The 23,186-nt window shown below is 59.6% G+C and carries 20 protein-coding genes; 5 read left to right on the top strand and 15 right to left on the bottom strand.

Features of this window, described 5'->3' with window-relative positions:
- On the bottom strand, positions 1–1,233 hold the full coding sequence (locus RBB75_RS18460) for a putative DNA modification/repair radical SAM protein (protein WP_353068925.1): 1,233 nt from the start codon (positions 1,231–1,233) through the stop codon (positions 1–3).
- 108 nt (positions 1,234–1,341) lie between these two features.
- Here RBB75_RS18460 and RBB75_RS18455 point away from each other — a divergent pair, with 108 nt between their 5' ends.
- Positions 1,342–2,421: an LLM class flavin-dependent oxidoreductase gene (locus tag RBB75_RS18455; RefSeq protein ID WP_353068924.1), complete on the top strand. Its 1,080-nt coding sequence runs from the start codon at positions 1,342–1,344 to the stop codon at positions 2,419–2,421.
- Between the two features lie 360 nt (positions 2,422–2,781).
- A complete protein-coding gene (locus tag RBB75_RS18450; protein ID WP_353068923.1) occupies positions 2,782–3,597 on the top strand; it encodes a hypothetical protein in 816 nt (271 codons plus the stop codon).
- Positions 3,598–3,629: 32 nt separating this feature from the next.
- Here the strand turns inward: RBB75_RS18450 and hpt are convergent, their stop codons facing one another.
- The gene (gene hpt / locus RBB75_RS18445; protein WP_179638094.1) at positions 3,630–4,193 is read right to left on the bottom strand and encodes a hypoxanthine phosphoribosyltransferase; all 564 of its coding nucleotides are present in this window, start codon (positions 4,191–4,193) and stop codon (positions 3,630–3,632) included.
- A gap of 66 nt (positions 4,194–4,259) precedes the next feature.
- Between hpt and RBB75_RS18440 the strand changes: the two genes are divergently transcribed.
- On the top strand, positions 4,260–5,111 hold the full coding sequence (locus tag RBB75_RS18440) for a prolipoprotein diacylglyceryl transferase (protein WP_353068922.1): 852 nt from the start codon (positions 4,260–4,262) through the stop codon (positions 5,109–5,111).
- A 127-nt stretch (positions 5,112–5,238) separates the two neighbouring features.
- Here the strand turns inward: RBB75_RS18440 and aqpZ are convergent, their stop codons facing one another.
- Positions 5,239–5,973 (bottom strand): aquaporin Z, encoded by a 735-nt coding sequence (gene aqpZ, locus RBB75_RS18435; RefSeq protein ID WP_179638092.1) that lies wholly within the window; start codon positions 5,971–5,973, stop codon positions 5,239–5,241.
- A gap of 227 nt (positions 5,974–6,200) precedes the next feature.
- Positions 6,201–6,506: a hypothetical protein gene (locus RBB75_RS18430; RefSeq protein WP_306459674.1), complete on the bottom strand. Its 306-nt coding sequence runs from the start codon at positions 6,504–6,506 to the stop codon at positions 6,201–6,203.
- Between RBB75_RS18430 and RBB75_RS18425 the strand changes: the two genes are divergently transcribed.
- Positions 6,486–7,079 (top strand): hypothetical protein, encoded by a 594-nt coding sequence (locus tag RBB75_RS18425; RefSeq protein ID WP_353068921.1) that lies wholly within the window; start codon positions 6,486–6,488, stop codon positions 7,077–7,079. The two genes, RBB75_RS18430 and RBB75_RS18425, sit on opposite strands and share 21 nt — an antisense overlap.
- Positions 7,080–7,328: 249 nt before the next feature.
- Here RBB75_RS18425 and RBB75_RS18420 read toward each other — a convergent pair whose 3' ends face one another.
- The 5 genes from RBB75_RS18420 to RBB75_RS18400 all read right to left on the bottom strand — a co-directional run bounded on the left by RBB75_RS18420 (position 7,329) and on the right by RBB75_RS18400 (position 12,180).
- Positions 7,329–7,865: a hypothetical protein gene (locus RBB75_RS18420; RefSeq protein WP_353068920.1), complete on the bottom strand. Its 537-nt coding sequence runs from the start codon at positions 7,863–7,865 to the stop codon at positions 7,329–7,331.
- Between the two features lie 19 nt (positions 7,866–7,884).
- Entirely contained in the window at positions 7,885–8,352 is a 468-nt protein-coding gene (locus RBB75_RS18415; protein WP_179638090.1) for a hypothetical protein, read from the bottom strand.
- Between the two features lie 25 nt (positions 8,353–8,377).
- Entirely contained in the window at positions 8,378–9,766 is a 1,389-nt protein-coding gene (locus RBB75_RS18410) for a tetratricopeptide repeat protein (protein ID WP_179638089.1), read from the bottom strand.
- 410 nt (positions 9,767–10,176) lie between these two features.
- Positions 10,177–11,376: an acyltransferase family protein gene (locus RBB75_RS18405; RefSeq protein WP_353068919.1), complete on the bottom strand. Its 1,200-nt coding sequence runs from the start codon at positions 11,374–11,376 to the stop codon at positions 10,177–10,179.
- A gap of 345 nt (positions 11,377–11,721) precedes the next feature.
- Complete coding sequence (locus tag RBB75_RS18400) at positions 11,722–12,180, bottom strand: DUF4760 domain-containing protein (protein ID WP_179638087.1); 459 nt, start codon at positions 12,178–12,180, stop codon at positions 11,722–11,724.
- Positions 12,181–12,413: 233 nt separating this feature from the next.
- Between RBB75_RS18400 and RBB75_RS18395 the strand changes: the two genes are divergently transcribed.
- Positions 12,414–12,944 carry a dihydrofolate reductase family protein gene (locus RBB75_RS18395; RefSeq protein WP_179638086.1) on the top strand — a complete coding sequence of 177 codons (531 nt, stop codon included), beginning with the start codon at positions 12,414–12,416 and terminating at the stop codon, positions 12,942–12,944.
- A 185-nt stretch (positions 12,945–13,129) separates the two neighbouring features.
- On the opposite strand, the gene RBB75_RS18390 is transcribed toward RBB75_RS18395, so the two are convergent.
- The 6 genes from RBB75_RS18390 to ileS all read right to left on the bottom strand — a co-directional run bounded on the left by RBB75_RS18390 (position 13,130) and on the right by ileS (position 22,945).
- Positions 13,130–15,085: a hypothetical protein gene (locus RBB75_RS18390; protein WP_353068918.1), complete on the bottom strand. Its 1,956-nt coding sequence runs from the start codon at positions 15,083–15,085 to the stop codon at positions 13,130–13,132.
- 213 nt (positions 15,086–15,298) lie between these two features.
- A complete protein-coding gene (locus tag RBB75_RS18385; protein WP_179638084.1) occupies positions 15,299–15,658 on the bottom strand; it encodes an ASCH domain-containing protein in 360 nt (119 codons plus the stop codon).
- Between the two features lie 112 nt (positions 15,659–15,770).
- Complete coding sequence (uvrA, locus tag RBB75_RS18380) at positions 15,771–18,758, bottom strand: excinuclease ABC subunit UvrA (RefSeq protein WP_353068917.1); 2,988 nt, start codon at positions 18,756–18,758, stop codon at positions 15,771–15,773.
- Positions 18,759–18,828: 70 nt separating this feature from the next.
- A complete protein-coding gene (locus RBB75_RS18375; protein ID WP_353068915.1) occupies positions 18,829–19,392 on the bottom strand; it encodes a hypothetical protein in 564 nt (187 codons plus the stop codon).
- A 17-nt stretch (positions 19,393–19,409) separates the two neighbouring features.
- On the bottom strand, positions 19,410–19,973 hold the full coding sequence (lspA, locus tag RBB75_RS18370) for a signal peptidase II (protein WP_353068914.1): 564 nt from the start codon (positions 19,971–19,973) through the stop codon (positions 19,410–19,412).
- Positions 19,973–22,945, bottom strand: a complete 2,973-nt coding sequence (gene ileS, locus RBB75_RS18365) for an isoleucine--tRNA ligase (protein ID WP_353068912.1) — start codon at positions 22,943–22,945, stop codon at positions 19,973–19,975. Before ileS ends, lspA begins: the two co-directional genes overlap by 1 nt.
- Between the last annotated feature and the right edge of the window lie 241 nt (positions 22,946–23,186).

The following is a 23,186-nucleotide window of genomic DNA, read 5'->3' as shown; positions in this document are numbered from 1 at the left end:
TTAAAGAGAGCCGGTGAGTGCGCTGAGAGGTGCGAATAGATCGAGCTGTGTGAAAGGTTGCGCCTCATCTGCGGCGGGTTGCTGATGAGGAATGTGGTCGATAGCGATGAGATAGGGTAAGGCGTTCTTCAGGCGAACGTGAAGTTTCTTCAGGTCGTCGATGAGGAGGCGATGGTACTTACGGATGCTGAGGATGCGCTCGACGTTGCGGTAGCCGATGCCGGGGACGCGGAGAAGTACTTCGCGCGGCGCAGCGTTGACATCGACAGGGAAGAACTCAGGATGGGATTTTGCCCAGGTGGTCTTTGGATCTTCGGTGAGGGAGAGCGAGGGTTCTTCTTCGGAGGTGAGTTCGGCTGCGGTGAAGCCGTAGAAGCGCATGAGCCAGTCGGATTGATAGAGGCGATGCTCCCGGATCAGAGGCGCCGGCTTCAGCGGGAGGCGAGCATCTGCATCGGGGTAGGGGCTAAAGCCGGTGTAGTAGATGCGGCGCAGTTTGTACTGGCCGTAGAGATGGGTGGCGGTCTTGAGGATCTCGCGGTCGGTGGCTGGCGTGGCTCCTACGACCATCTGTGTGGACTGGCCTGCGGCGGTGAACTTTGGAGTTGATGGGAGCTTGCGGCGATCCTCGTCGGCCTCGTCTTTGTGCAGGGCGATCTTGTTCATCGTGGATTCGATGACTGCGGTTTTCTTTTCGGGGGCGAGTTGGACGAGGTCCTGCTGGGTGGGAAGCTCAATGTTGGCGCTGAGACGGTCGGCGAAGAGTCCGGCTTGCTCGATGAGGCGCTCGCTGGCTCCGGGGATTGCTTTGAGGTGGATGTAACCGCCGAAGTGATGAACGGTGCGTAGGCTCTTGGCGACCTGGATGAGCTGCTCCATGGTGTAGTCAGGGGATTGAATGATGCCGGAGGAGAGAAAGAGACCTTCGATGTAGTTGCGTTTGTAAAAGTCGAGCGTGAGTTTGACAACCTCGTCGGGAGTGAAGCGCGCGCGTTGGATATTGGAGGAGATCCGATTGACGCAGAAGACGCAGTCGTAGGTGCAGAAGTTAGTGAGCAGAATCTTAAGCAGAGAGACGCAGCGACCGTCAGGGGTGTAGCTGTGGCAGATCCCCATGCCGTCGGAGTGGCCGACACCCTTGCCGTTGCCACTGCGCTTGGCTCCTGATGACGCGCACGAGGCGTCATACTTTGCAGCGTCGGCGAGGATTTCGAGTTTTTGTTGAACGTTCATAGTGGCAGGGTGCAACTCTGGACTATTTGATGCTTTATTATAGCGAATAAAAGGCGAATATTGTTCCTGGAGGTTGATTCGATTTGAGCGGTTCAACATCAAACAGAAGTGACTTTAGACAAGGTAGAAAAAAAGCTTCGACTTTCGGTGCTGGATCAGTCGCCGGTGCCTGCGGGGAGCATGCCGGGGCAGGCGTTGCAAAACTCGATTGAACTGGCGAAGCTGGTCGATGAGTTGGGGTATGGCCGGTTCTGGATGTCGGAACACCATGCGATGGATACGCTGGCGTGTACGGCGCCCGAGGTGATGCTGGCCCGGATCGGTGCAGAGACCAAACGGATCCGGATTGGATCGGGTGGGATTATGCTGCCGCACTACACGCCGCTGAAGGTTGCGGAGTGCTTTCGGACGCTGCATGCGCTGTATCCGGGGCGAGTGGATCTGGGGATTGGGCGCGCGCCGGGCGGTGGGCCGATTGAGGCATTGGCTTTGAAGCGTGATCGGAAGACGAAGATGCTGGATGATTTTCCTGACCAGGTGAGCGAGCTGCTGGCGTTTCTAGGGCACCGGTTTCCGGAGGGGCATCCGTTCGCGGGGATTCGGGTCTCACCGGAGATGCCGGGAGCGCCGGATGTGTGGATGCTGGGGTCGAGCCTGTGGAGCGCGGCAGCGGCGGTGGAGTTTGGCCTGCCTTACTCGTTTGCGCACTTCTTCAGCCCGGTGAATACGCGAGCGGCGATTGAGACTTATCGGCGTGGTTTTACTGAGAGCATCTACCGGAAGACGGCGGAGGCTACGGTGGCGGTGGGTGTGATCTGCGCAGAGACGCAGGAGGAGGCGGAGTTTCTGTTTTCGAGCGTGCGTCTGCTGCAGCGGCGAATTCGCCAGGGGGATCGGCGGCCGGTGGCTTCGCCCGAGGAAGCGGCGCGGGAGTTGTACCTGTTAGGCGATATGCCGCAAGAGGAGGGCGAGTGGCCGCGGTACTTTGTGGGAACGCCTGCGCTGGTGCGAGAGCGGCTGGAGGCGATGGCTGCGGAGTTGGGGATCGGGGAGCTGCTCGTGAATACGATTGTGTGGGAACAGAAGAAGCGGCTGCGGAGTTATGAGTTGTTGGCGCGAGAGTTTGAAGTGGAACCGGTTGGGGTGACTGGTGCGAGGCAGTCAGCTGAAACGCCACTCTACCGGTAAGCGAATTCTACGGAATTCATTTCGTGCTTGAAACCTCTCTGTAACAGCAGATCCCTCAAATCTGGCGAGCGATCCTGAGAAATCGTCACGATAGACTGCAATTACAAGCCGGGACGCGCGTCTATGGTTCCAGTCGACCTCACGATTTAGCAAAGCGCATCACAACAGGGACCACTTGTGCCGAGCTTGACCGCGAGTGCTGGAGTAAAAACGGGTCGTCCGGTTTGTTTACACTGCGAATTGAAGCTTGTTAAAACAGCTCTTTCGGCAGAGTTTTTAACTTGCCGAACGGAGGGTTGTGTTTAGACTGGGTTGGTTCCGGGATCAGGCATATTATCCGCAAAGTGAGGCTGTCTCATCGTGCCAATTACCTCCGTCCAACGCTCCCTGTGGATCGCTACCGTACTTCTGTCTTTTTTCTTTACCTGCTCACCTGAATTTGTTGGAGCACAGTCTTCGGCGAATCAGCAGGATGTCCAGCCGATCGGCATGAAGGCTTTGTTCGACGCTGCGGCAAACCCGCTTGGGTGGCGCCAACTCGCGGGTAAGACCGTGGGGCTTTACGGCGGCCAATTCTTCAACATCGCAGAGGTTGGCAATGCACGGGGTAAGTACCTTATCTCTCTGCGTTCCAGCCAGTACTCCACCGATGTCGTCAGCTGCCTCATCTCTGACGACACGATGTCGACGGCTGCTACGTTCAAGCCCAACGATCCGGTAGTGATGATCGGCAGACTGGCAGGCTCGCCGCACGATCGAACCCCTGCGTTCGACGGATCGTGTTATGTGGCCTCAGGAAAGAAACCGCAGGGTGCGAGCACCGCAGATGTGAGCGGTCCTTTAGCGCCGGAGGTGACTACGACTCTGGACAAGTTTTCGGACGAAGCAAGCGCTAACAGCGTTGCCTTTGGGCAGAAGTACACCGGCAAGGTCGTGCAACTGTCCGGCGGCTACGTCGGCAGGATCGATCCCAACTACTTTGTCGTCTACTACCTTGCCGGCCCGCGCAAGTTTCCTCTCGATGGGATCAACTGCATGGTCCAACCGTCCGAGAAGGCGAAGATTGGAAGCCTGAAAAAAGATCAGACGATTACCATCACTGGCATGGTGAAAGATCGCAATGAGAACCGGACGGCCAATCTGGCGCCGATTCTCGACAACTGCACCTTCCAGTAGACGAGACAGCGATGGGTTGCGGCGCACGCCGTTCAGTGGCCCGCCACCTCGGAGGGGAAGATGCGGATGTCTTCGACGCCGCGGTAGCGTTCGGCGTAGTCCATGCCGTAGCCGATGACGAACTTGTTGGGAATCTTGAAGGCTACGTAGTCGGCTTCGATGGGGACGAGGCGGCGCTCGGGCTTGTCGAGGCAGGATGCAATCTTGAGTGAGGCGGGTTTGTGCTGCAGCATGAGGCCGCGGAGATAGCTGAGGGTGAGGCCGGTGTCGAGAATGTCTTCGACGATGATGACGTGCTTGCCTTCGATGGGGTTGTCGATGTCCTTGATGAGCTTGACGGCGCCGGAGGAGACACGGGCGCGGCCGTAGCTGGAGACGGCGACGAAGTCGAAGGTGTTGTCGACCTGGATGGCGCGGGCGAGGTCGGCGAGGAAGATGGCTGCGCCTTTGAGGACGCCGATGAGGACGATGGACTGACCTTTGTAGTCGGCGGAGATCTGGGCTCCTATCTCGCGGGTGCGGTCGGCGATCTGTTGTTTGGAGAAGAGAATCTCCATCTCTGCTGCGGGGGGAAAGACGGGCGTGCTGGTGGACATAAGGGATAGGCTATCGCGAGTAGGGGGCTGAGGCAAAGGCCGCTATACTTTTATAGAGCGAGGATTATGTTTCCCTATATCGATATTGGCCCGATTCACCTGGGTACGTTTGGGTTGTTGTTGTGGCTGGCGGCGGTGGCGGCGACGGTGGTGCTGCATAAAAACTTTGTCCGGAATGGTGTGGATGCGGATGCACTGAACGTCGTGGCTTTCGTCGTGATCGCGGGGGTGCTGGGCGCGAAGGCGTGGCATGAGCTGCAGAATCCGGCTGATCTTTATGCGGCGTACCGGCAGATTATTGCGCCGGGATGGCATCGGCCGTTTGCGGTGGCGATGGATTTTCTGCATTGGTTTCAGGCTGGGTTTGCTTGGTTTGGCGGGATGCTCGCCGGGATTGCGATGCTGATGTGGCAGGGCAGGATGGAGAAGCCGGATGGGCTGGCCGGGGGGAAGGCCGCCGTGCGCATGCTGGATCTGGCGGCTCCTGCAGCGGCGATTGGATATGGCGTGGGGCGGATTGGGTGTTTGACGTCAGGTGATGGAGACTACGGCATCAATACGACGCTGCCTTGGGGCGTGCACATGGCGAAGGATGCGCTGGTGTTGCCGACTCCGCCGGATGCGCTGGTGCAGCCTACGCCAGTGTATGAGTTTCTGTTTGCGATGGCGCTGGGTTGGCTGCTTTGGCAGCTCGGGAAGAAGGCGAGGCCACTAGGATGGATGACGGGGCTTTATCTTTTTCTGAGTGGGATCGCGCGATTCCTGGTGGAGTTTGTGCGGGTGAATCCGCGGCTTTACTGGGGGATGAGCAATGCGCAGGTGGCTGCGCTGGGGTCGGTGGTGGTGGGGCTGATTGTGCTGCTGGTGACGCGGCGAGGGAGTGTTGCAGTGGCGCCGGTGGTTGAGGTTACTTCGTAAGAGATCTTGTCCTGCCGGACGGGCTCGCTGCGCGCGAGGCGGTCACTTCGTGACTTGTATACCGCTTTGCGTGGTCCTCCCGTTGGTCGGAAGAGAAGTTGATTCCGACCAACGGGAGCCGACGCGTCTAGGGTTTGTCGCGGGCCATCTCTTCGCGGATAGGTGGTTGCGGGGCGGCGAAGAAAGCTGTGGAGACAAGCCCGCCAAGGACGGCACCTAAGATTGGCGCTACCCAGAAAAGCCAGAGCTGGCTGAGTGCCCAGCCTCCTACGAAGATTGCGGGACCGGTGCTTCGGGCGGGGTTCACCGAGGTGTTGGTGACGGGAATGCTGATGAGGTGGATCAGCGTGAGGCAGAGGCCGATGGCGATTGGCGCGAAGCCTTTGGGGGCGCGCTCGTCGGTGGCGCCGAGGATGACGAGAAGGAAGAAGGCGGTGAGAACGACCTCGGCTACGAAGCAGGCCAGGAGAGAGTAGCCGCCGGGGGAGTGGTCGGCGTAGCCGTTGGAGGCGAAGCCGGCGGCGAGGGAGAAACCAGGTTTGCCGCTGGCGATGAGATATAGGACGCCGGAGCCGGCAACGGCTCCGAGAACTTGCGCAATGATGTAGGGCAGCAGTTCGGAGGGTGCGAAGCGTTTGCCGACGACCAGGCCGATGGAGACGGCGGGGTTCAGGTGGCAGCCGGAGACGTGGCCGATGGCGAAGGCCATCGTGAGGACGGTGAGACCGAAGGCCAGGGATACGCCGACGAATCCGATTCCCAGGTTGGGGAACGCCGCGGCGAGGACGGCGCTGCCGCAGCCGCCGAAGACAAGCCAGAAGGTGCCGAAGAACTCCGCTGCTGCTCGTTTGGAGAGATCCATTGGGGTCTACCTGCTCTTTCTCGTGATTTGGATTTTCGCCCGACGGAAAAGATATCTGGAGGACGAGGCCCGTGCGACTGGTCGAATTGGCAGTAAAGGCCAAGTTCGACGATTCATGCGTAGTTCTGGATGCAAGAAACGCTGGTGGATTTGCGTTGCGGAATCGTAGCACGGGATTTTATGCCTGCGCATGAAATTTTGGTTTGCGCTGATTGCAGGGGAAGGGTTTAGAGGCGCTTGAGGTAGGATTTGGCGGCTTCGAGTTCGGGGAAGAGGCGCTCTTCTGCCTGGAACTCGCGGGAGTGGACGCAGCGACGGCCGGCCTTGACGCGGACGGGATGTTTGAGATGGAGCATCTCGTGATAGAGGAGGTACTCGATGGCGCAGCGCGGGGTGTCGGGACGGTCGAAGACGCGGCTGACGACGATGGTGTTGTGGGCGGCGTCGTAGTGGCCCAGCATGCGGCGGGCGTGGTGAGCCGACCAGGTGAGGGTGGGGCGTCCGAGAAGTCCGTGGAAGAAACGGATGTTCAAAGATTCGAAGACTTCGTTGAGGTCGTAGTGATGGCCGGAGGGGGTGGAGAGGCGTTTGCGGCCACGGGTCTGGCGGATGTGCTCGGCCTGGCGGGAGATTGCCTCAGAGGAGACGTGGCGGCGGTAGCGGTCGGCGTGAACCGACGCGATGGGCTTCTTGTAGAGCTTGGCGAGGAGGATGTGGGCGATGGCGTGGTGGATGGAGTCGGGCGCGGACTCGAGCAGGTCGGAGAGACGGACGTGGAGATGGCCTTCGCGCAGGCGGATGGTGGTGTTGAGAGAGGTGAAGCGGCGGAAGCGAATGTCGAGTGGGGGGATGGGGGCGCGTGGACGGAGTTCGCGGTACTGCTCCTCGAAGACGGCTACGAGGGAGGTGGAGGCGGTGGACTTGGATTTTGCGGCGCGGGGCTTGCGAAGGGTGGGCGGACGAATCGGGACTGCGGGTGGTGGGGCTGGAAGGTGGTCGAAGAGAGTGGGCGAGGGCGAAGAGAAGAGCTGCAGGAATTGGCGCAGGGGGGAGGGGCCGGGATGCTTCGGGGTGGTCAGGGCTTCGTCCTTGTCTTGGTGCTATAAGACGATTTTATAAGAGGTGAGGCTGTGCAGGAGGTGCGTTGGATGGTTCGTGCTTGGCTGTCCTGCCGGACGGGCCTCCTGCGCGGAGGGCGGTCACTTCGTGACTTGTATACCCCTTTGGTTGGCGCTCCCGTTGGTCGCGATAAAGATGATTCCGACCAACGGGAGGATCACGCGAAGCTTTAAAAAGGCGTGCGAACGCCCGCACTCCGCGCAGGAGGCCCGTCCGGCAGGACAACTTCTTCGAAGCTATCGGGGAAGGTCTAGAGGAGCGTTCTTGTTTTCTTTTGGGGGCGGGTGGGCGAGGAACCAGGCCTTCTGCTCGTCGATAAGCTGGGTGGCTTGATCGTGGAGGTCGTGGACAGCTTCAAGGGCGAGCCGGCGGGAGACGTTGTAAGTCTCGTTGTCGGGTGGGGACTTCAGGTTGGAAGACCAGCGCTCGGTGGCTTCGACCAGCTTAGGCAGGGCTTTGCGAATGTCGCGGTGACGGGGGCCGTAGTCGTCGAGGTTGTCGTTCAGCTCGTCTGCGATTGCGGTGAACTGTTCGAGGAGATCGTGGGTGTCCTGCGCGCGGCCGGGTTTACGTGGAATGGCGAAGAGATCCTGGATGGATTTATTGCGGGCGTCGAGGAGCTTGATGAAGAGGAGTACGCGGTCATTGGGATAGTAAGCGACCTCTCGGAGTTGCTCGACTTCGCCGTCGGAGAGGGAGGCGTCGGTACGCTGGGCGGGAAGGCACGGAGCAAGCGAGAGCAGAAGAAGGACGAGCGAGAGTCTGCGGAGCATCGGTTCCTGGTGTTTGATTCTAGTGTTTGAAGACCTGAGCTAGAAGTTCGTCGTGGACCTGGTCGAGCTGCTTGAGAGTTGCCTGCAGGGTGTCGCGATCTTCATTGGAGGCTTTATGGAGATACTCGCCGAGGCGATAGGAGGTGTGATGCATCAACTCTTCTGCGTTCTTGAGGCGCTTGGAGTTGCTGGCGAGGTCCATGTGGATGAGCCTCGCGTAGGCGTTGACCTTTTTGAGGGTCGCGGTGGCCTGATCGACGTCGCCGTTGAGCATCTGCTTGCCTGCGACCTCGGTCATGACGTGAACGAGCTCGGTGTAGAGGTAGCATTGGTCGCGCGGGTTGGCCTGCTGGGCGCGGAGTTCGAGCTGGACAAGAGCTTCGGCGGTTGGAAGGTTGTCGTCAAAGGAGGCGGCGCGGGCGGTTGCTGGAGAGGACAGAAGCAGCGGCAGGGAGAGAAGAAGAGCGAAACGATGGATCGATTTCATCACGCACCTCGAAGGGAGCGCTTGCCTACTTCATGTGATCGAGGGTGAGGAGGCGGTGGCGGGCCTCCCACTCCTCGTCCGGAAACTGGCCGTTTGCCACGGAGAGGAACTGTTTGTACAGGTCGGTCGCCTGTTTGGTGTGGTGCAGCTTGTCGTGCGCAGTTGCCGCGAGGAACAGGGACGACGGTGACTGTGGCTGCACTTTACCACGAATATCGAGAGCTTGCAAGGTTGTTGTGGGGTCGTTGTTTGCGGACGCTGCGAAGGCGAGATGGCTGGCCGCCTGGGCAAGATCGTCTTTGGTGGGGAAGGCGCTGGTCTGGGCGAGGGCACGTTTGAGGAGGGCTTCGGCCTCGGCGAAGTTTTTGAGATGAATCTGAACATCGGCGCTGTCGTCGAGGAGAGTGGGATCCTGCGTGGATCGGGTCAGGAGGCCGTTGTAGAGCGGCGCGGCCTGGTCGTACTGCTGGTTTCGGCTGTAGAGACGGGCGAGGAGGCGGGTGATGGCGGAGTCTTCGGGGTGTGCAGCGTGGAGTTTGGCGGCGAGGGGGATGGCCTGGGCGGTCTTGCCCTGCTGCTCGTAGAGGCTGGCGAGCTGGGCGTTGAGGGTGGGGTTATCGGGGTCTTTGGCGAGGGCGGCAGTCAGGAGTGATTCGGCCTTTTCGGGTTGTTGCTGGTGGAGGAGGAGATGGGTGAGGGCGGCGGTGGCGTCGTGATTCTGCGGGTCGACGGCGAGGAGGCGACGGTACGCTAGTTCGGCGGCGGTGGAGTCGCCGGAGGCCTCGGCTAGCTCGCCGGAGAGGAGGATGTCTCCTGGGGTTTCGGGGGTGATTTTGATGGCAGAGAGGAGTTCATCGCTGGCGGCGGGGGGATTGACGGACTGATCGATGCGGGCGAGGGCGCGGTAGGCGCGGCCTTTCAAGGCTGGGTTATCGGTGGTGAGGGTAATGGCTTTTTGAAGCTCGTTGTGGGCGTCGGTGAGCCGGCCGCCGCGAGCGAGGAGGAGGCCGAGGGCGAGATGGGGGTCAAAGTAGGCGGGGTCGGCAGCGATGGCGCGCCGATAGGTTTGCTCAGCGGCGGTGGTCTGGGCTGGAGTTTCAGCGAGCGCGTCCTGGGTGAAGGCCAGGTCGTAGAGGAGGTGGGCGTCGGTAGGATTCTTGTCAGCGAGTGGGGTGAGAATTTTGAGGGCGGTGGGGTAGTCCCGCTTGTCAAGGGCGTCGTTGGCCTGAGCGCGGGCGGGGTCTTGTGCGGCGGTTTTCGGGGGAGCGGTGGTGTCGATGGCACCTGCCGGGAGTTGGGCAAGGGCCGGAATGGACGCGAGGAGAAGTGTGGAAAGTATCAGCGACAGGATGACGGAGGGACGGCCGAGGGACTGGCGTAGCGGCTTCGACCCGGTGTGGCTTGCGGTCTGCATCGGTGGTATTTTCCCTCCTACCGTAAGTAGGCAAAGTCTTTGATCGCGACACTTTAGGTCTGGACCTTCTGTGATTCTTAAGTGCGGAAGCCCGACCTGGAATGGCCGGGCTTCGACAGCTTTCTCTGTTTTAAGAGTAACAGACGAGTCGAGAGGGTGCGGCTGGAGACTGTACGAAACTTTATGGGTAGACGAATCTATCGCTAGGTAATATCCGATTTGCTGTCAAAGCAGAAGTTGCAAAACAGGTTTGATGTCGCGCCTCGATGAGTGACTCGTCTTGTTATCGCCGACCGAGGATCTGTGCCCACCTGGATTTAGCAAACAAATGCGGCTTGCCAAGACCCAATCGCATGATCCTAGTGGCCCAGCGCATGCAAGGCTTGCGCTGCATCAAGCCTCATCCAAGTTCAGAAGCGTGCTGGATCAACTGGGAATGCTGGGTCGGTACCTGGAATGTGGACTGCTGCACCAGGGCTAGTACTTTGAAGAAAACGCCGGCTCAGCCATGCGCGGACGGGTTCGTCGTAAAGTTTGAGGCAGGCATACCCAATCGCCACGGCTGTAAACCAGAGAAGAGTGCCCCATGCAGCGCGCTGACCCAGGCTGTGCACGCCTTGCCCAATCCAGGCGGTGTAGAGGTAGATCAGGGGGTAGTGGGTCAGGTAAAGCGGGTAGGAGATGTCCCCCAGAGTGCGGCAGAGCCGATTGGAAGCAACGGTGGCCTTCAGATTTCCGGCCCCAATGGCAACGATAATCGGGAAGACGGCGATAATGCAAAATGCTTCGTAGAGGCCGTTCATCCAGAGATGGTTAAGACCACCGAAGCGCGGCAGCGCAAAGCAAATGACCAGTAACAGGCTGCACAGATAGAAACCATGGCGTACATGAATTCGCTTACCCGAGCGCATGAGCAGCATGCCTGCAAGGAAGGGATAGAGCAAGCGTGCAAACCCTATGTGAAGCTGCGCTCCGTTGAGCGCCCAACCTCCGATGGCGTCGCCCTCCCCGGTGACCAGCATGTGAAGGAGAAGAATGGCAGAAAGTGCTGTAAGCAGGCTTAACCAACGAGTCGAGAGCTTGCGCAGCCAGCAAGCGTAAAGGATATTGGCGATGTACTCGAAGAAGAGAGACCAGGCGGGGCCATTGAGCGGATGCATCTCGTCCCAGCCGCGGATATCGAATTGGGTCGGCAGCGGAAGAAGCGTGCAGCCGAAAAACATGACGGCGAGCAGCTTCCACGATGGAGTTGTGGCAATGAGCGGAAAGGCAGAGCCTCGTTGGAAGTAGAAAAGCGCGGCGCCGATGAGGCTACCCATAACGATCATGGGCTGAAGACGGATAAGGCGGCGCTTGTAAAAGTTCCATTGGCTCATGCGGGGCCAGCGGTCGTCGTAGGCGTAGGCCACTACAAAGCCGGAGAGCAGGAAAAAGAAGTCGACGGCCAGATAACCGTGGTTGATGATCTGGTTGAACCGGATGCCGTGGTCGTTCGGTTCCAGGATGTGGAAGGCGACGACCAGGAGTGCTGCGACGCCGCGCAAGCCATCCAGGACTTCGTAATGATTTTTTGACTGGGAACCGCTGGAAAGATCTGAGACGCTATTCATGATGTTGCTTCTACTATAGTGCGCTCACCGCCTCATCGGCCATCGCTGCATTTGTGCCCAGATCCAGCTGAGGTGCGACAAGCCCGAGCCTCAGGCCGACGTCTCGACACTCGCGATAGTCCTGATGAACGCATTTCTCGGATTTGAGCTATAGACATTCTCCGTTGACGCCAAATCGGCGAGTCACTCGTCAGGCACTTCAGCATTACTACCGTCAGCTTGGAAGTTTCTCCGGGACACTTCAAGAGGGGCTGTTTCCGGTAAGTGCTAATGCCTTTGCATAAACGTTGTGGGTGTTGTTTTCAACAAGGTTCTTCGTTGGCGGGCAGTGTTTTTTGTGGGGAGTTATTTCTTTGCGCGTGGCTTTATTGGAGGGCGGCTTCGTGCTTCGGCGATAGCTGCCAGGTTCTTTTGCATGGCTTCGAGACGCTTGCGGCCCTTGCGTGATCCTTCGATAAGCTGTTCGACGTTTATCAGGAACTCGGGCAGGTTCATCTCTTCGCGGAACTGTGCCAGGTAGGTCTGAATTTTGGCGTATTGGAAGTAGACCTCGGGGCAGGTGTTATAGAGCAACTCGGCGTCAAGGGCACCGCTAGTTACAAAAGCAGCGACCATCTCCCAGTACCCATACACCTGAAGAACAAAACTACTGCGCCTGTCTCCTGTACTCACGATCTGGATCAATTCGCTGGCGGATGCGGGTAGAAAATCGCCGCCTACATAGGAGCGCGCTTCACGCATGACCGCCTCCCGCCGGAGTTCATACAGTTTCAGAATCAGTTCAGCCTGCTGAATGGCGTTCACGGTTGCTGCTTTCTTTTTTGTCATCTTTGTCATCGCCTCTACGATAACAGCCGTCAGTTCGGCTACACCCGGCGAACTTATCGGTAAAGGTAGACGAGAGCTTTTTACTGATCCCAGCGAACCCCTTCGGTCATTCGCCACACCGACGAAGCGGCGTGCAGTTTGCACCTAAACCTCACGCTCGCGTATTGTCGCCTCAACTATTCTGAAGAATCCGGGGCGCAGTTTGTACCATGGCAAAGCTTGTTTATGGATTGAATCAGTCTTTGGATGGCTACGTCGACCATCTGAAATTTAAGCCAAGCGTGGCGCTCTTTCGTCACTTCATAGAGCACATACAGGAGCTAGCGGGCATTGTGTACGGTCGCCGCATGTATGAGGTAATGCGTTATTGGGACGAAGACCTTCCGGACTGGGCCGCGGAGGAGCACGACTTCGCGGCGGCATGGCGGAGCAAGCCGAAGTGGGTTGTGTCGCGCGCGTTGAAGTCGGTCGGGCCCAACGCCACGCTTATCGAAGATGACATCGAGACGGTTATACGCGGGCTGAAGGCACAGCACGTCGGAGAATTTGAGGTTGCCGGACCAGACTTGGCAGGAAGCCTAACCGACCTTGGTCTTATTGATGAGTATCGACTTTACCTTCACCCCGTCGTACTTGGTCGCGGCAAGCCATTCTTCTCCGGTCCTCGGCCGCCACTCCGCTTTGTGGCCAGCGATCTAATTGGCGAGGACGTGGTCAGGTTGACGTACGTTCCCGCTTAATCGCGACTCGCCCGACGGATTGCGCCGGTGCGTCAGGTTCGCTCTTATTTTCGAGGGTTAGACATTAAGAGCCATATGCCACCACAACCGCGTATCATTCTCATCGAATGAGGTGCAAGCAGTCCTGATTTGGAAGCAGGTCTCTCTGCTCCGTGCCAGGCACTCCCGCCGACGTGTCGTTTGCTTCAATTGATCGGAGTTGCGTTGCGTTGATCGAGCGAGAGTGTGTTTGGCCCGGGCTTTAGTTGTAGGGGGTGGTCCCAGACCAGAGCCTGATTGTTGTAGCGGGCTGAGATCATCAGGTAGTAGGTTCCGGGAGGGACGCCGGGGAAGGTTGCGCTGCCGTTGGCGTCGGCGCGGATGGCGGAGGCGGCGTTTGCCTTGACCGCATCCAGAATCTTTTGACAGTCAGGGGTCCGATTTCCGCAGGCGGTGCCGAGGACTTTATAAGGGGACGACCCGGGAGGAACGGCGACGCCTTGCTGTGCCAGTATGTCGGCAACGCTGTTGCGCAGAAGGGTGTAGGGGTGTCCGGCGAGAGGGTTAGGAGTGCCGGCTTGTGGCGGGAGCCCGGAGACTATGGACAGAGTGGCGTTGCCGAGGGGCGTGGCAGAGGAGGAGAGGGTGCCGCTGTTGTTGGCCGGGGATGCTGCCGGACTTCCAGCAGATGCAAGCATGGTGGAGCCGCCGCCCGACGAGGGAATCGTTTTGCTGGGAGTGAGGACGGCGAGGTTGCAGGTCTGTTCGAGTGGAGCGAAGGTGAAGTCGTCGTTGTCGTTCTGGCCGGTGACGACGCGTCCGTGGACTTGGTAGGGGCCGGAGGCGTCAGGGTCGAGCGACCCATCGGGTTTGATGGCGAGGGCTAGGGGATGATCGGGGGCGGCGATTTTGATGGCTACACCTGTTGCGCCAGGCTCGACCGTGTAGGGATAGGCTCGTGCGGCATCGGGACCGCAGCCGAGGATGACGGACTCGGGGAAGAATTGGACACTGAAGCCGGTGGGTGCGGCGAAGATGCCGTGCATGCGGACTCCGGGTGGTGCGGGTGCGCCTTTGTCTCCGCCGAACACGGATTTGAGAAGGTCTGTCTGCATGGTCTGGATGCTTGTGCCGGCTCCCTTCGAGGAGAGGTTGATGGCGGAGCAGGTTGCGCGCTTAGGAACGAAGTTGGTGGAGCCGGGGGTGGATGCGCCGGGGACGTAGGTGCTGCTGGTGTGAGTGGTCGCGGCGTCGTATTGGCCATTGCCCTGGTAGGTGAGCTGGGATTGGTTGTAGCTGCCGGCCTGGCTTTGACTGACGGCTTCGTGGGTGGTGGTCTGGGAGGTTTCGGTGTGGCCGGGGGAGGAGGTACCTGGGGTATAGCCGCCGGCGACGACGCCATCGATGGTGACGGGGCCGGGCGGCCCGGTGATGGTTTCAGTACCGTGGAGGGTGAGGACAAGAGGCCTGGGCCTGGTGTTGATGGTGAGGACAGCGCGGCCGCCTCTGAAGTCTAGGGAATAGGCCTCTTGATTGGGTGAGAGGAAGGAGCAGTTGACGAGGACGCCACCGTCGATGAAGTCGAGACGCCAGTGGCCGGGGCCTTCGAAGACACCTGCCATATTGGGGCCGGAGGAGGGCTGCTCTTTTTTGACTTCTCCTGGAGCGAGCGCAGAGGTCACTTGAGTGAACATCTGGGTGAAGGCGCCGAGGAGTTGGTTGCCGGTGCAGCTGGAAGGTAGCCTGCCGGAGCTGACGCAGCGGCGCATCTCACGCTCTTCGGCGTTTTTGAGAGGAGCGGGTTGGCCGGGTTGAGGGATCGGTTGCGTGGAGGCTTTGAGCTGGGTGTCGGCTTTCTGGACGTTCGCGTTGTAGGTGTCCTGCTGCTTCTGTTGGAAGGCCTTTGCGGCGGCGACCTGTCTGGTGGATGGTTGGGTGCAGGTGGGGAAGAGTTTTTTCAGCGCTCCACGAGTGGCGTTGGTGTACTGCATGAGGCCGTTCGGCTGGATGTGGTCAGGGTGGCCGACCATGCAGGTGGAGGTGTCGGAGGTGTCGCGGACGTTGCAGTTCTCGATGAACATGCGCTCGCCGCTGCAGACGTAGACGACGCCGGGGAGGAGTGGATCGTTGGCCTGAGCGGCAGCGACAGAGAGGGCGCACAAGCCAAATAACGTTGCTGTGGCTAGTCGAAAGCTAGAATGACGCCGGTTCAGACAGGATGGACCCATAGTATCCCCCTGGAGTTTTCTGAGGTGCCTGGCCCGCAATGCCTGGGGAGGAGAGAATCAGATACTAGACCGATGGAACGCGAAAGAGCAAACGAGGGATGCTGCAAGCTAAGCGGTGACTAGTTCTGGTTCGGCCTTCAAATTCCGCTAAAAGTGTGGACGCCAGAAGACGGGACCGGGCTGGTTCGTCGGTACGAGATGAGTACGAAGGCGTTTTGGATTTGCGAGCTTGTAGGCAAATTCTTTGCGATTCGACTTGCAGCCGGCAATCTCTATGCAGCCCACGATCTGCACACTACCGACTATCTTTCCCTTTGGCAGTTGTTCGGCGGACTTGTCCATTTTGCGCCAGAATTCCTCTTCGCGACGAGGCTTGAGGGAAGCGTATATATAGACACGTTCTCGGATATTTGTCGGAACGGTACGGTACTCGTAACGCTTCGAGCCGCGTAGGATCTGTTCGGCGAAAGGCTGCTTGACGCTAATTGCTCGAATAATTGCTGCCATTCGAGGATTGTAGAGCGAGCCTCATTTGCTTATCGATTTTTCCCGACGATAGAGTGTTGCCGCTGCGAGCAAAAGACAGCGGTTCTTCGCTTCGTTCAGAATGACAAACGTTTCATGCGGTGACCTGGAGTTCTGGTTCGGCCTTCGGGGTGGCTAGGTTGAGGACGGGGGCCAGCCAATGGCCGGTGTGGGATGCGGGGTTGACGGCGATCTCTTCGGGTGTGCCGGTGGCTACGATCTGGCCGCCGCCGCTGCCGCCCTCGGGGCCCATGTCGATGACCCAGTCGGCGGATTTGATGACGTCGAGATTGTGCTCGATGACGAGGAGGGAGCCGCCGCCTTCGATGAGCTTGCGGAAAGCTGCGAGGAGCTTGGCGACGTCGTCGAAGTGGAGGCCAGTAGTGGGCTCGTCGAGGATGTAGAGGGTGCGGCTGCGGACCTTGGCGGCTGTGTCGTTGGCGCTGCGGTTGGTGATGGAGCGAGCGGTGGCGAGGTGGGAGGCGAGTTTGACACGCTGGGCTTCGCCGCCGGAGAGCGTGGTGGCGGATTGGCCGAGACGGACGTAGCCGAGGCCGACCTCGTCGAGGACGTAGAGCTTGTCGACGATCTTGGGGTGGCCTGCGAAGTAGACGAGAGCTTCCTTGACGGTCATATTGAGAACGTCGTGGATGTTCTTGCCCTTGTAGCGGATGTCGAGGATACTGGATTTGTAACGTGTTCCGTTGCACTCTTCGCAGGGGAGCTCGATGTCGGCGAGGAACTGCATCTCGACAGTGACGGTGCCGTCGCCTTCGCAGACGTCGCAGCGCCCGCCGGGGACATTAAAGGAAAAGTGGCCGGGTCCGAAGCCTTTGCGCTTGGCGTCCGGTTGGGCGGCGAAGAGGGCGCGGATATCGTCGAAGGCTTTGATATAGGTAACTGGATTGGATCGCGGAGTACGGCCGATTGGCGACTGGTCAACGAGGATGACATCGTTGAGGTGCTGGGTGCCGGAGAGCTCGCGATAGAGGTGTGCTGGATCTGCGCCTTCGGTCTGGCCGAGCGACTGCATAAGGGCACGATAGAGGACCTGGTGGACGATGGTGGATTTTCCGGAGCCGCTGACGCCGGTGACGCAGCAGAGCAGGCCGAGGGGGATGTCGATGTCGACCCCACGGAGGTTGTGGATGCGTGCTCCGGTGAGCTTGAGGTGCTCGCGGCCGGGCTCGCGGCGGTGCTTTGGGATGGGGATGGTGGCGCGGCCGGAGAGGTATTTCCCGGTAATGGAGTTGGGGTTGGCCGTGACCTCGCCGACTGTACCTTCGGCGAGGAGATGACCGCCTAGCTCGCCGGCTCCGGGACCGAGGTCGAGGAGGTGGTCGGCGGCGCGGATGACGTCGGGGTCATGCTCGACGACGAGGATGGTGTTACCGAGGTCGCGGAGGTCTTTCATGATGCTGATAAGCTTGGCGGTGTCTCGGGTGTGGAGGCCGATGCTGGGCTCGTCGAGGACATAGAGGGCGCCGACTAAGCGCGAGCCTAGTGAGGTTGCGAGTTGAATGCGCTGGGCTTCACCGCCGGAGAGGGTGGAGCTGAGGCGATCGAGGGTGAGGTAGTCGAGACCCACCTGATGGAGGAAGTGAACGCGCTGGCGGACCTCTTCGAGGATCTTTCCGGCTACTTCTAATTGTGCCGGTGTAAGTTGCAAATTATCGAAGAACTCCTGGGCGCCTGTGATGGTCAGGGCGGAGGTCTCGCAGATATTTTGGTTGTTGATAAGGACGGCGCGGGCTTCGGCGCGGAGGCGTTGGCCTCGACAGTCGGGGCAGAGGGCGTAGCCGCGGTACTTCGAGAGGAAGACGCGGACGTGGAGCTTGTATTTTTTGCGTTCGAGCGCGGCGAAGAAACCGCGGATGCCGGGGAAGGTGGTGTTGCCATCTTCGATGAAGGCTTGTTGGGCGGGAGTGAGATCGTACCAGGGGACGTCGGTGGGGATGCCGGCGGCTTTGGCGGCGCGCTTCATCTCGCCGTGGTGCGGGCGGTACTTGGTGGTGGTCCAGGGGGCGATGGCGCCTTCGTCGAGGGTCTTCGACTTGTCGGGGATGATCAGATTTGGATCGAAGTCGATGGTGTTGCCGAAGCCCTGGCAGCGGGGGCACGCGCCGTAGGGATTATTGAAGGAGAAGAGGCGCGGTTCGGGTTCGCGATAGGCGCGGTGGCAGGTGGTGCACTCGAAGGCTGCGGAGAAACGCAACTTCGTTGCGGCCTCGTTCTCTTCGCGCGAAACGGTGTGAAACTGTACTTCGCCGGATTCGCGGTAGCCGGTCTCGATGGCATCGACAACTCTGGCGCGGCTCTCGGGGCTGATGGCGAGGCGGTCGATGAGGGCGAAGATGGGCTGGGTGAAGTCGAGTTCGAGGAGGGATTCGGGAGTGGAGAACTCTACGATTTTTCCTGACTGGTAGAGGCGATTGTAGCCTCGGCGCCGCAGTTCAGTGAGTCGGTCTTTGAGTGCGTCAGTGAGGGTGAGAGCCTCGGTGGCAGCGTTTGCGGCTTTCGAAGATTTCTTTGCGGCGGCCTTCTTTGGTGTTGGGGCTTCAGCTCCGGGCTCCGCGGTCGCGATCTGCATAGGCTCGAGTTTGAGCTCGGCGCGGAGGATGGGAAAAAGGACGTAGGTGCGTGTGCCTTCAGGCAGGGCGAAGAGTGTGGTGATGATCTCGTCTACGGTGTCGTGCTTGACGATTCCGCCGCAGTGCAGGCAGGTGACGGTGCCGCAGCGGGCGTAGAGGAGGCGGAGGTAGTCGTAGATCTCGGTTGCAGTGGCGACGGTGGAGCGTGGGTTGCGGGTCTGATTTTTTTGCTTGATGGCGATGGCGGGGGCGAGGCCGTCCATGAAGTCGACGTCAGGCTTTTCGATGCGCTCGAGGAACTGTCGGGCGTAGGCGGAGAGCGATTCGACGTAGCGGCGCTGGCCTTCGGCGTAGACGGTGTCGAAAGCCAGCGAGGATTTGCCGGAGCCGCTGACGCCGGAGACTACGGTGAGGGCGTTGTGCGGGATGTCGACGTCGATGCCCTTGAGATTGTGGGTGCGGGCGCCGCGAATTGTGATCTGGTCATTCATGGCAAACTTCTATTTTCCCGCATGAGCGTAGGAAATGCGAATTAACTGGTGGGCACCGACCATGTACCGGTTATGCACAGTGGTGCCAGTCGGTATCGGTATAGAACAACACGGTGTACCAGTGATCTTCGAGCCTATTTACAAGAGGTACTTCGCAGGGGATTCCTGCAAACTTTCCGTGAGAGTTCCCTCTAGCACCAGTGGAGAGTGAATCACTCGGATCGAAGACTAGATAGACGACGGTGTCTCCTGCACCGGGAAAACCCCAACCATCCCACTCCATGTGTTTTAGCTGGCCGTCGTTTGTCGCGCCAGTGGCGAGAACTTGAGCTTTATATCTTTTTGATCCAAAGAACCACCTTGTATTTGTTCTGATCTCGTTTCGTTTTTTCAAAACAACCCATGTGGTTACACAGCAGACGATCATGATTGCGATGGCCGCGCCCGCAGTCAGTCTCTTTTTGTAACAGGCGAGCAGCAGTGAGCAGATGAAAATCGAAGTTATAACGAGCGTGCACAGCCATTCGACGAAATCAATAGTGAACAAGGTCAGAAGGAGTTCCATCAACAACAGGATTGCAGCCCCTGCTATAACGGCCACTTTCCATTTGTATAGGCCGTTGTTTTTCTTCATTAGGATGGGCCTTTTTCTTAGCTTGCGGCGTGATCTGCGGGTTGCGGGCGAAAGATTTCGATGAGGAGGAGGCAGGCTCCGATGACGATGCAGCTGTCGGCGACGTTGAAGTCGGGCCAGTGGTAGTTGCCGATGTGCACTTCCAGAAAATCGACGACGTAGCTGTAGCGAACGCGGTCGTAGAGATTTCCGAAGGCTCCTCCAAGGATGAGCGCGAGGGCTACTGAGCTGACCGAGAGGACGCGCCCTGCTCGCCAGAGCATTCCGAGCAGGACGACGACCGCGATGACGGAGAAGGCGATGAGGATGTTGCGGACGGTGGAGGGAGAGGCGGATTCGGCGAACATGCTGAAGGCGGCGCCGGTGTTGTGGACGTCGGTGATGCGGAAGATGCCGGGGATGACGGTGTGGGCCTGGCCGTTGGGTAGTTGCTGCACGACGATGCGCTTGGTAATGCGGTCGAGGATGACGACTGCTGCGGCGATCGCGAGCGCAACACCGCGTCGGTCGCGCGGTTCGGTCGCGATGGCGGGCGTTGCGGCTTCGTAGGTCGTCTTGTTCGGTGATGACATTGAGGACATCAGGCTTGCGGCTCCGTGGTGTTGCTGGGTGCGTCGTAGGGTGGGAAGTGGATGGCTTCGAGAGCGTCGGCGCAGCGAAGACAGACGGTTGGGTAGTTGGCTTCTTGGCCTACGTCTTCGGTGAAGCGCCAGCAGCGTTCGCACTTCGAACCTGCGGCGGGTTTGGCCTGAACATAGAAGGCTCCCTTTTCTACGTTGCCTTCGGTGATGATGGCGTCTGAGATCTTGACCTGGGCTACGCCGAAGAGCTCGGGGAGGATGGCTTCGTAGTGCTCGAAGACGGGGTTGGGCTGCTCGGCGACGCTGTTGAGCCAGCCGAGGACGATCTGGGTCTCGGAGGATTTATTACTGATGGTCTTCGCGGTGCGTTCCTCTTCGAGAACCTTGAGGACCTCGTCGCGCAATGTGAGGAGGTGGTCGAAGTCTTCCTCGAGTTTGCGGGTGGTGACAGGGACGATCTCGGACATGGCGGGGAAGAGGGCCAGGTGGACGCTTGATTCGCGATTTTCCATCTTGGGTAGGAGCCCCCAGACTTCGTCTGCGGTGAAGCTGAGGATGGGGGCGATGAGGCGAGTGAGGGTTTCGGCGATGCGCCAGAGTGCAGTCTGTGCGCTGCGTCGGCCGGGGTGGTTTGGCGCGAAGGTGTAGAGACGGTCTTTGAGGACGTCGAGGTAGAGTGCGCTGAGGTCGGTGTTCACATACTCGTTGAGGGCGTGATAGGCGCGGTGGAACTCGAAGCTGTCGTACGCAGCGCGGATCTTGGCGTCGAGCTCGGCGGTGCGGGCGAGGATGTACTGGTCTAAATGTTCCAGCTTCGCAAAGTCGTGGATGGCATCCGTGGAAGGGTCGAAGTCGTGGAGGTTGCCGAGGAGGAAGCGCAGAGTGTTACGCAGCTTGCGGTAGTTGTCGCTGACGCGCTGCATGAGGTTTTCGCTGGCGGCTACGTCCTCGCGGAAGTCGACGGAGGCTACCCAGAGACGGATCACTTCCGCGCCGAGACGCTTGGCGATGTCGACAGGGTCCACTCCATTTCCCAGGCTCTTTGAAAAGGCGCGGCCTTGTTCGTCGAGGGTCCAGCCGGAGGTCGCGACCATCCTGTAGGGTGTGTGGTTGCGCACGGCAACAGAGGTGAGCAGGGAAGAGTGGAACCAGCCGCGATGCTGGTCGCCGCCTTCGGTGTAGAGATCGGCGGGGGAGTGGAGCTCGGGTTCGAGGTCGAGGACGGCGTGCCAGCTGGAGCCGGATTCGAACCAGACGTCGAGGATGTCCATCTCTCTGCGGAACTCTTTGTGCCCGCACTTTGCACAGGCGGTTCCTTCGGGGAGGAGGCTTGTGACATCGTGCGAGTACCAGGCGTCGGCACCCTCTTTCTTGAAGAGATCGACGATGCTTTTGTTGACTGCGGGTTCGTTGAGCGGCTCGCCACACTTTTCACAGAGGAAGACGGCGATGGGAACGCCCCAGATGCGTTGGCGGGAGATGCACCAGTCGGGCCGGGTGGCGATCATGTTGGAGATGCGCTCTTCGCCCCAGGCGGGATCCCAGACGACTTGCTTGATCTCGTCGAGGGCACGCTGGCGGAAGGTGGTGATGGTGCCTTCGTCGGTGACCATCGGAGTTTCCATACCGATGAACCACTGCTCGGTGGCGCGAACGATGACGGGGTTGTGGCAGCGCCAGCAATGGGGATAGGAGTGCTCGAAGGTGGTGTCGCTAAGGAGTGCGCCTTTTTCTTTGAGGAGCTCAATGATGGGCGCGTTGGACTTGAAGACGGTGAGGTCTTCGTAGGGTTGGGCAACTCCGCCTCCGCCGTTGGTGCCGGTGTGGCGCTGGCGGCCGGCGTTGTCGACGTACTGAATCTCAGGGAGTTTGTAGCACTGGCCAGTGTAGAAGTCGTCGACGCCGTGAGCGGGCGAGGTGTGAACAGCTCCGGTGCCTTGTTCGGCGGTGACGTAGTCAGCGTTAACGCCGAGGATGCTGCGATCGAGGAATGGGTGCTGAAAGGTGGCATGCTCCAGATGATTGCCGGTGAAGACGGCGACGATATCCGCCTGCGACGCGGGCTCGGTGGGGTTCTTAGCGCTCATCAGGCGGCAGTGTGTGATCACCGAGGACAGGAGCGCCTGCGCGACGATATAGGTGCCGCCTTCGCAGGCGAGTGCAACGTATTCGAGCTGGGGATTGAAGGCTATGGCCTGCGACGCGGGGAGGGTCCACGGCGTGGTGGTCCAGATGATGGTGTAGAGGTCTTTTATCGCAGCGAGGGACGGGGCGACGACAGCTGGATCGCTGGTGAGGGCGTAGCGTACGTACACGCTGGGCGAGGTGTGCTGGTCGTACTCAACTTCGGCTTCGGCCAGTGCGGTGCGGTCGTGGATGCACCAGTAGACGGGCTTCAGGCCTTTGTAGACGAACTTCTTCTCGAAGAAGTCGTAGAAGGTCTCGACGATGCTGGCCTCGTAGCCGAAGCTCATGGTGAGGTAGGGGTCGTTCCAGCGGCCGAAGACGCCGATGCGCTCGAACTGGCTGCGCTGGAGGTCGACATACTTTTGCGCGTACTCGCGGCAGGCGCGGCGCACGGCGATGGGGTCCATCTCGAGTTTTTTGCGGCCTAGCTGCTCGTCCACCTTAATTTCTATAGGCAGGCCGTGGCAGTCCCAGCCGGGCACATAAGGGGCGTCGAACCCGGCCATGGTCTTGGTCTTGACGACGAAGTCCTTGATGCACTTGTTGAGCGCGTGACCGAGGTGGATAGCTCCGTTGGCGTAGGGAGGGCCGTCGTGGAGGATGTACTTCGGCTGGCCGGTCCGGGCGGTGCGAATCTGGGCGTATAAGTCGCTGTGCTGCCACGCTTGGAGGCGCGCTGGCTCGTTCTGGGGCAGATTGGCCTTCATCGGGAAGGCCGTCTGCGGCAGATTCAGCGTCGACTTCAGCGCTTTGAGCTCGGGTTTTGCCTGGGTTGCTTCCGACATTCGATCCTCTTGGTTGCTGATAACAAAGTTGCGGTTTGTGGCAAACCTCTATTGTAGACGGGGAGGAGGGATGGTACATAGGATGGCAGTCGATACTCCTTAGGAGACATTCCCCTGTCGGCGTGCGTCCAAGGGTATAAGCGCCTATGAGTACAAGCGCCGGTTGGTGAATGTTTGTAGAATGTTAATGACCAGGTGATGTTGGCCAGAGCCGGAAAGAGAACCGACCTGGCATTTGGCG

This window comes from Tunturibacter empetritectus, from assembly GCF_040358985.1.
GTDB lineage: Bacteria > Acidobacteriota > Terriglobia > Terriglobales > Acidobacteriaceae > Edaphobacter > Edaphobacter empetritectus.
Note: the sequence above shows the minus strand (reverse complement) of the source record. Positions and strands in the feature narration are given on the sequence as shown.

Bases quoted from the DNA above. Each gene is read 5' to 3' on its own strand.
- RBB75_RS18375 (WP_353068915.1), bottom strand. From the start codon at position 19,392: ATGAAGAAAAACAACGGCCTATACAAATGGAAAGTGGCCGTTATAGCA.
- uvrA (WP_353068917.1), bottom strand. From the start codon at position 18,758: ATGAATGACCAGATCACAATTCGCGGCGCCCGCACCCACAATCTCAAG.
- RBB75_RS18385 (WP_179638084.1), bottom strand. From the start codon at position 15,658: ATGGCAGCAATTATTCGAGCAATTAGCGTCAAGCAGCCTTTCGCCGAA.
- hpt (WP_179638094.1), bottom strand. From the start codon at position 4,193: ATGTCCACCAGCACGCCCGTCTTTCCCCCCGCAGCAGAGATGGAGATT.
- RBB75_RS18440 (WP_353068922.1), top strand. From the start codon at position 4,260: ATGTTTCCCTATATCGATATTGGCCCGATTCACCTGGGTACGTTTGGG.
- lspA (WP_353068914.1), bottom strand. From the start codon at position 19,973: ATGTCCTCAATGTCATCACCGAACAAGACGACCTACGAAGCCGCAACG.
- ileS (WP_353068912.1), bottom strand. From the start codon at position 22,945: ATGTCGGAAGCAACCCAGGCAAAACCCGAGCTCAAAGCGCTGAAGTCG.
- RBB75_RS18405 (WP_353068919.1), bottom strand. From the start codon at position 11,376: ATGAATAGCGTCTCAGATCTTTCCAGCGGTTCCCAGTCAAAAAATCAT.
- RBB75_RS18460 (WP_353068925.1), bottom strand. From the start codon at position 1,233: ATGAACGTTCAACAAAAACTCGAAATCCTCGCCGACGCTGCAAAGTAT.
- aqpZ (WP_179638092.1), bottom strand. From the start codon at position 5,973: ATGGATCTCTCCAAACGAGCAGCAGCGGAGTTCTTCGGCACCTTCTGG.
- RBB75_RS18420 (WP_353068920.1), bottom strand. From the start codon at position 7,865: ATGCTCCGCAGACTCTCGCTCGTCCTTCTTCTGCTCTCGCTTGCTCCG.
- RBB75_RS18395 (WP_179638086.1), top strand. From the start codon at position 12,414: ATGGCAAAGCTTGTTTATGGATTGAATCAGTCTTTGGATGGCTACGTC.
- RBB75_RS18410 (WP_179638089.1), bottom strand. From the start codon at position 9,766: ATGCAGACCGCAAGCCACACCGGGTCGAAGCCGCTACGCCAGTCCCTC.
- RBB75_RS18415 (WP_179638090.1), bottom strand. From the start codon at position 8,352: ATGAAATCGATCCATCGTTTCGCTCTTCTTCTCTCCCTGCCGCTGCTT.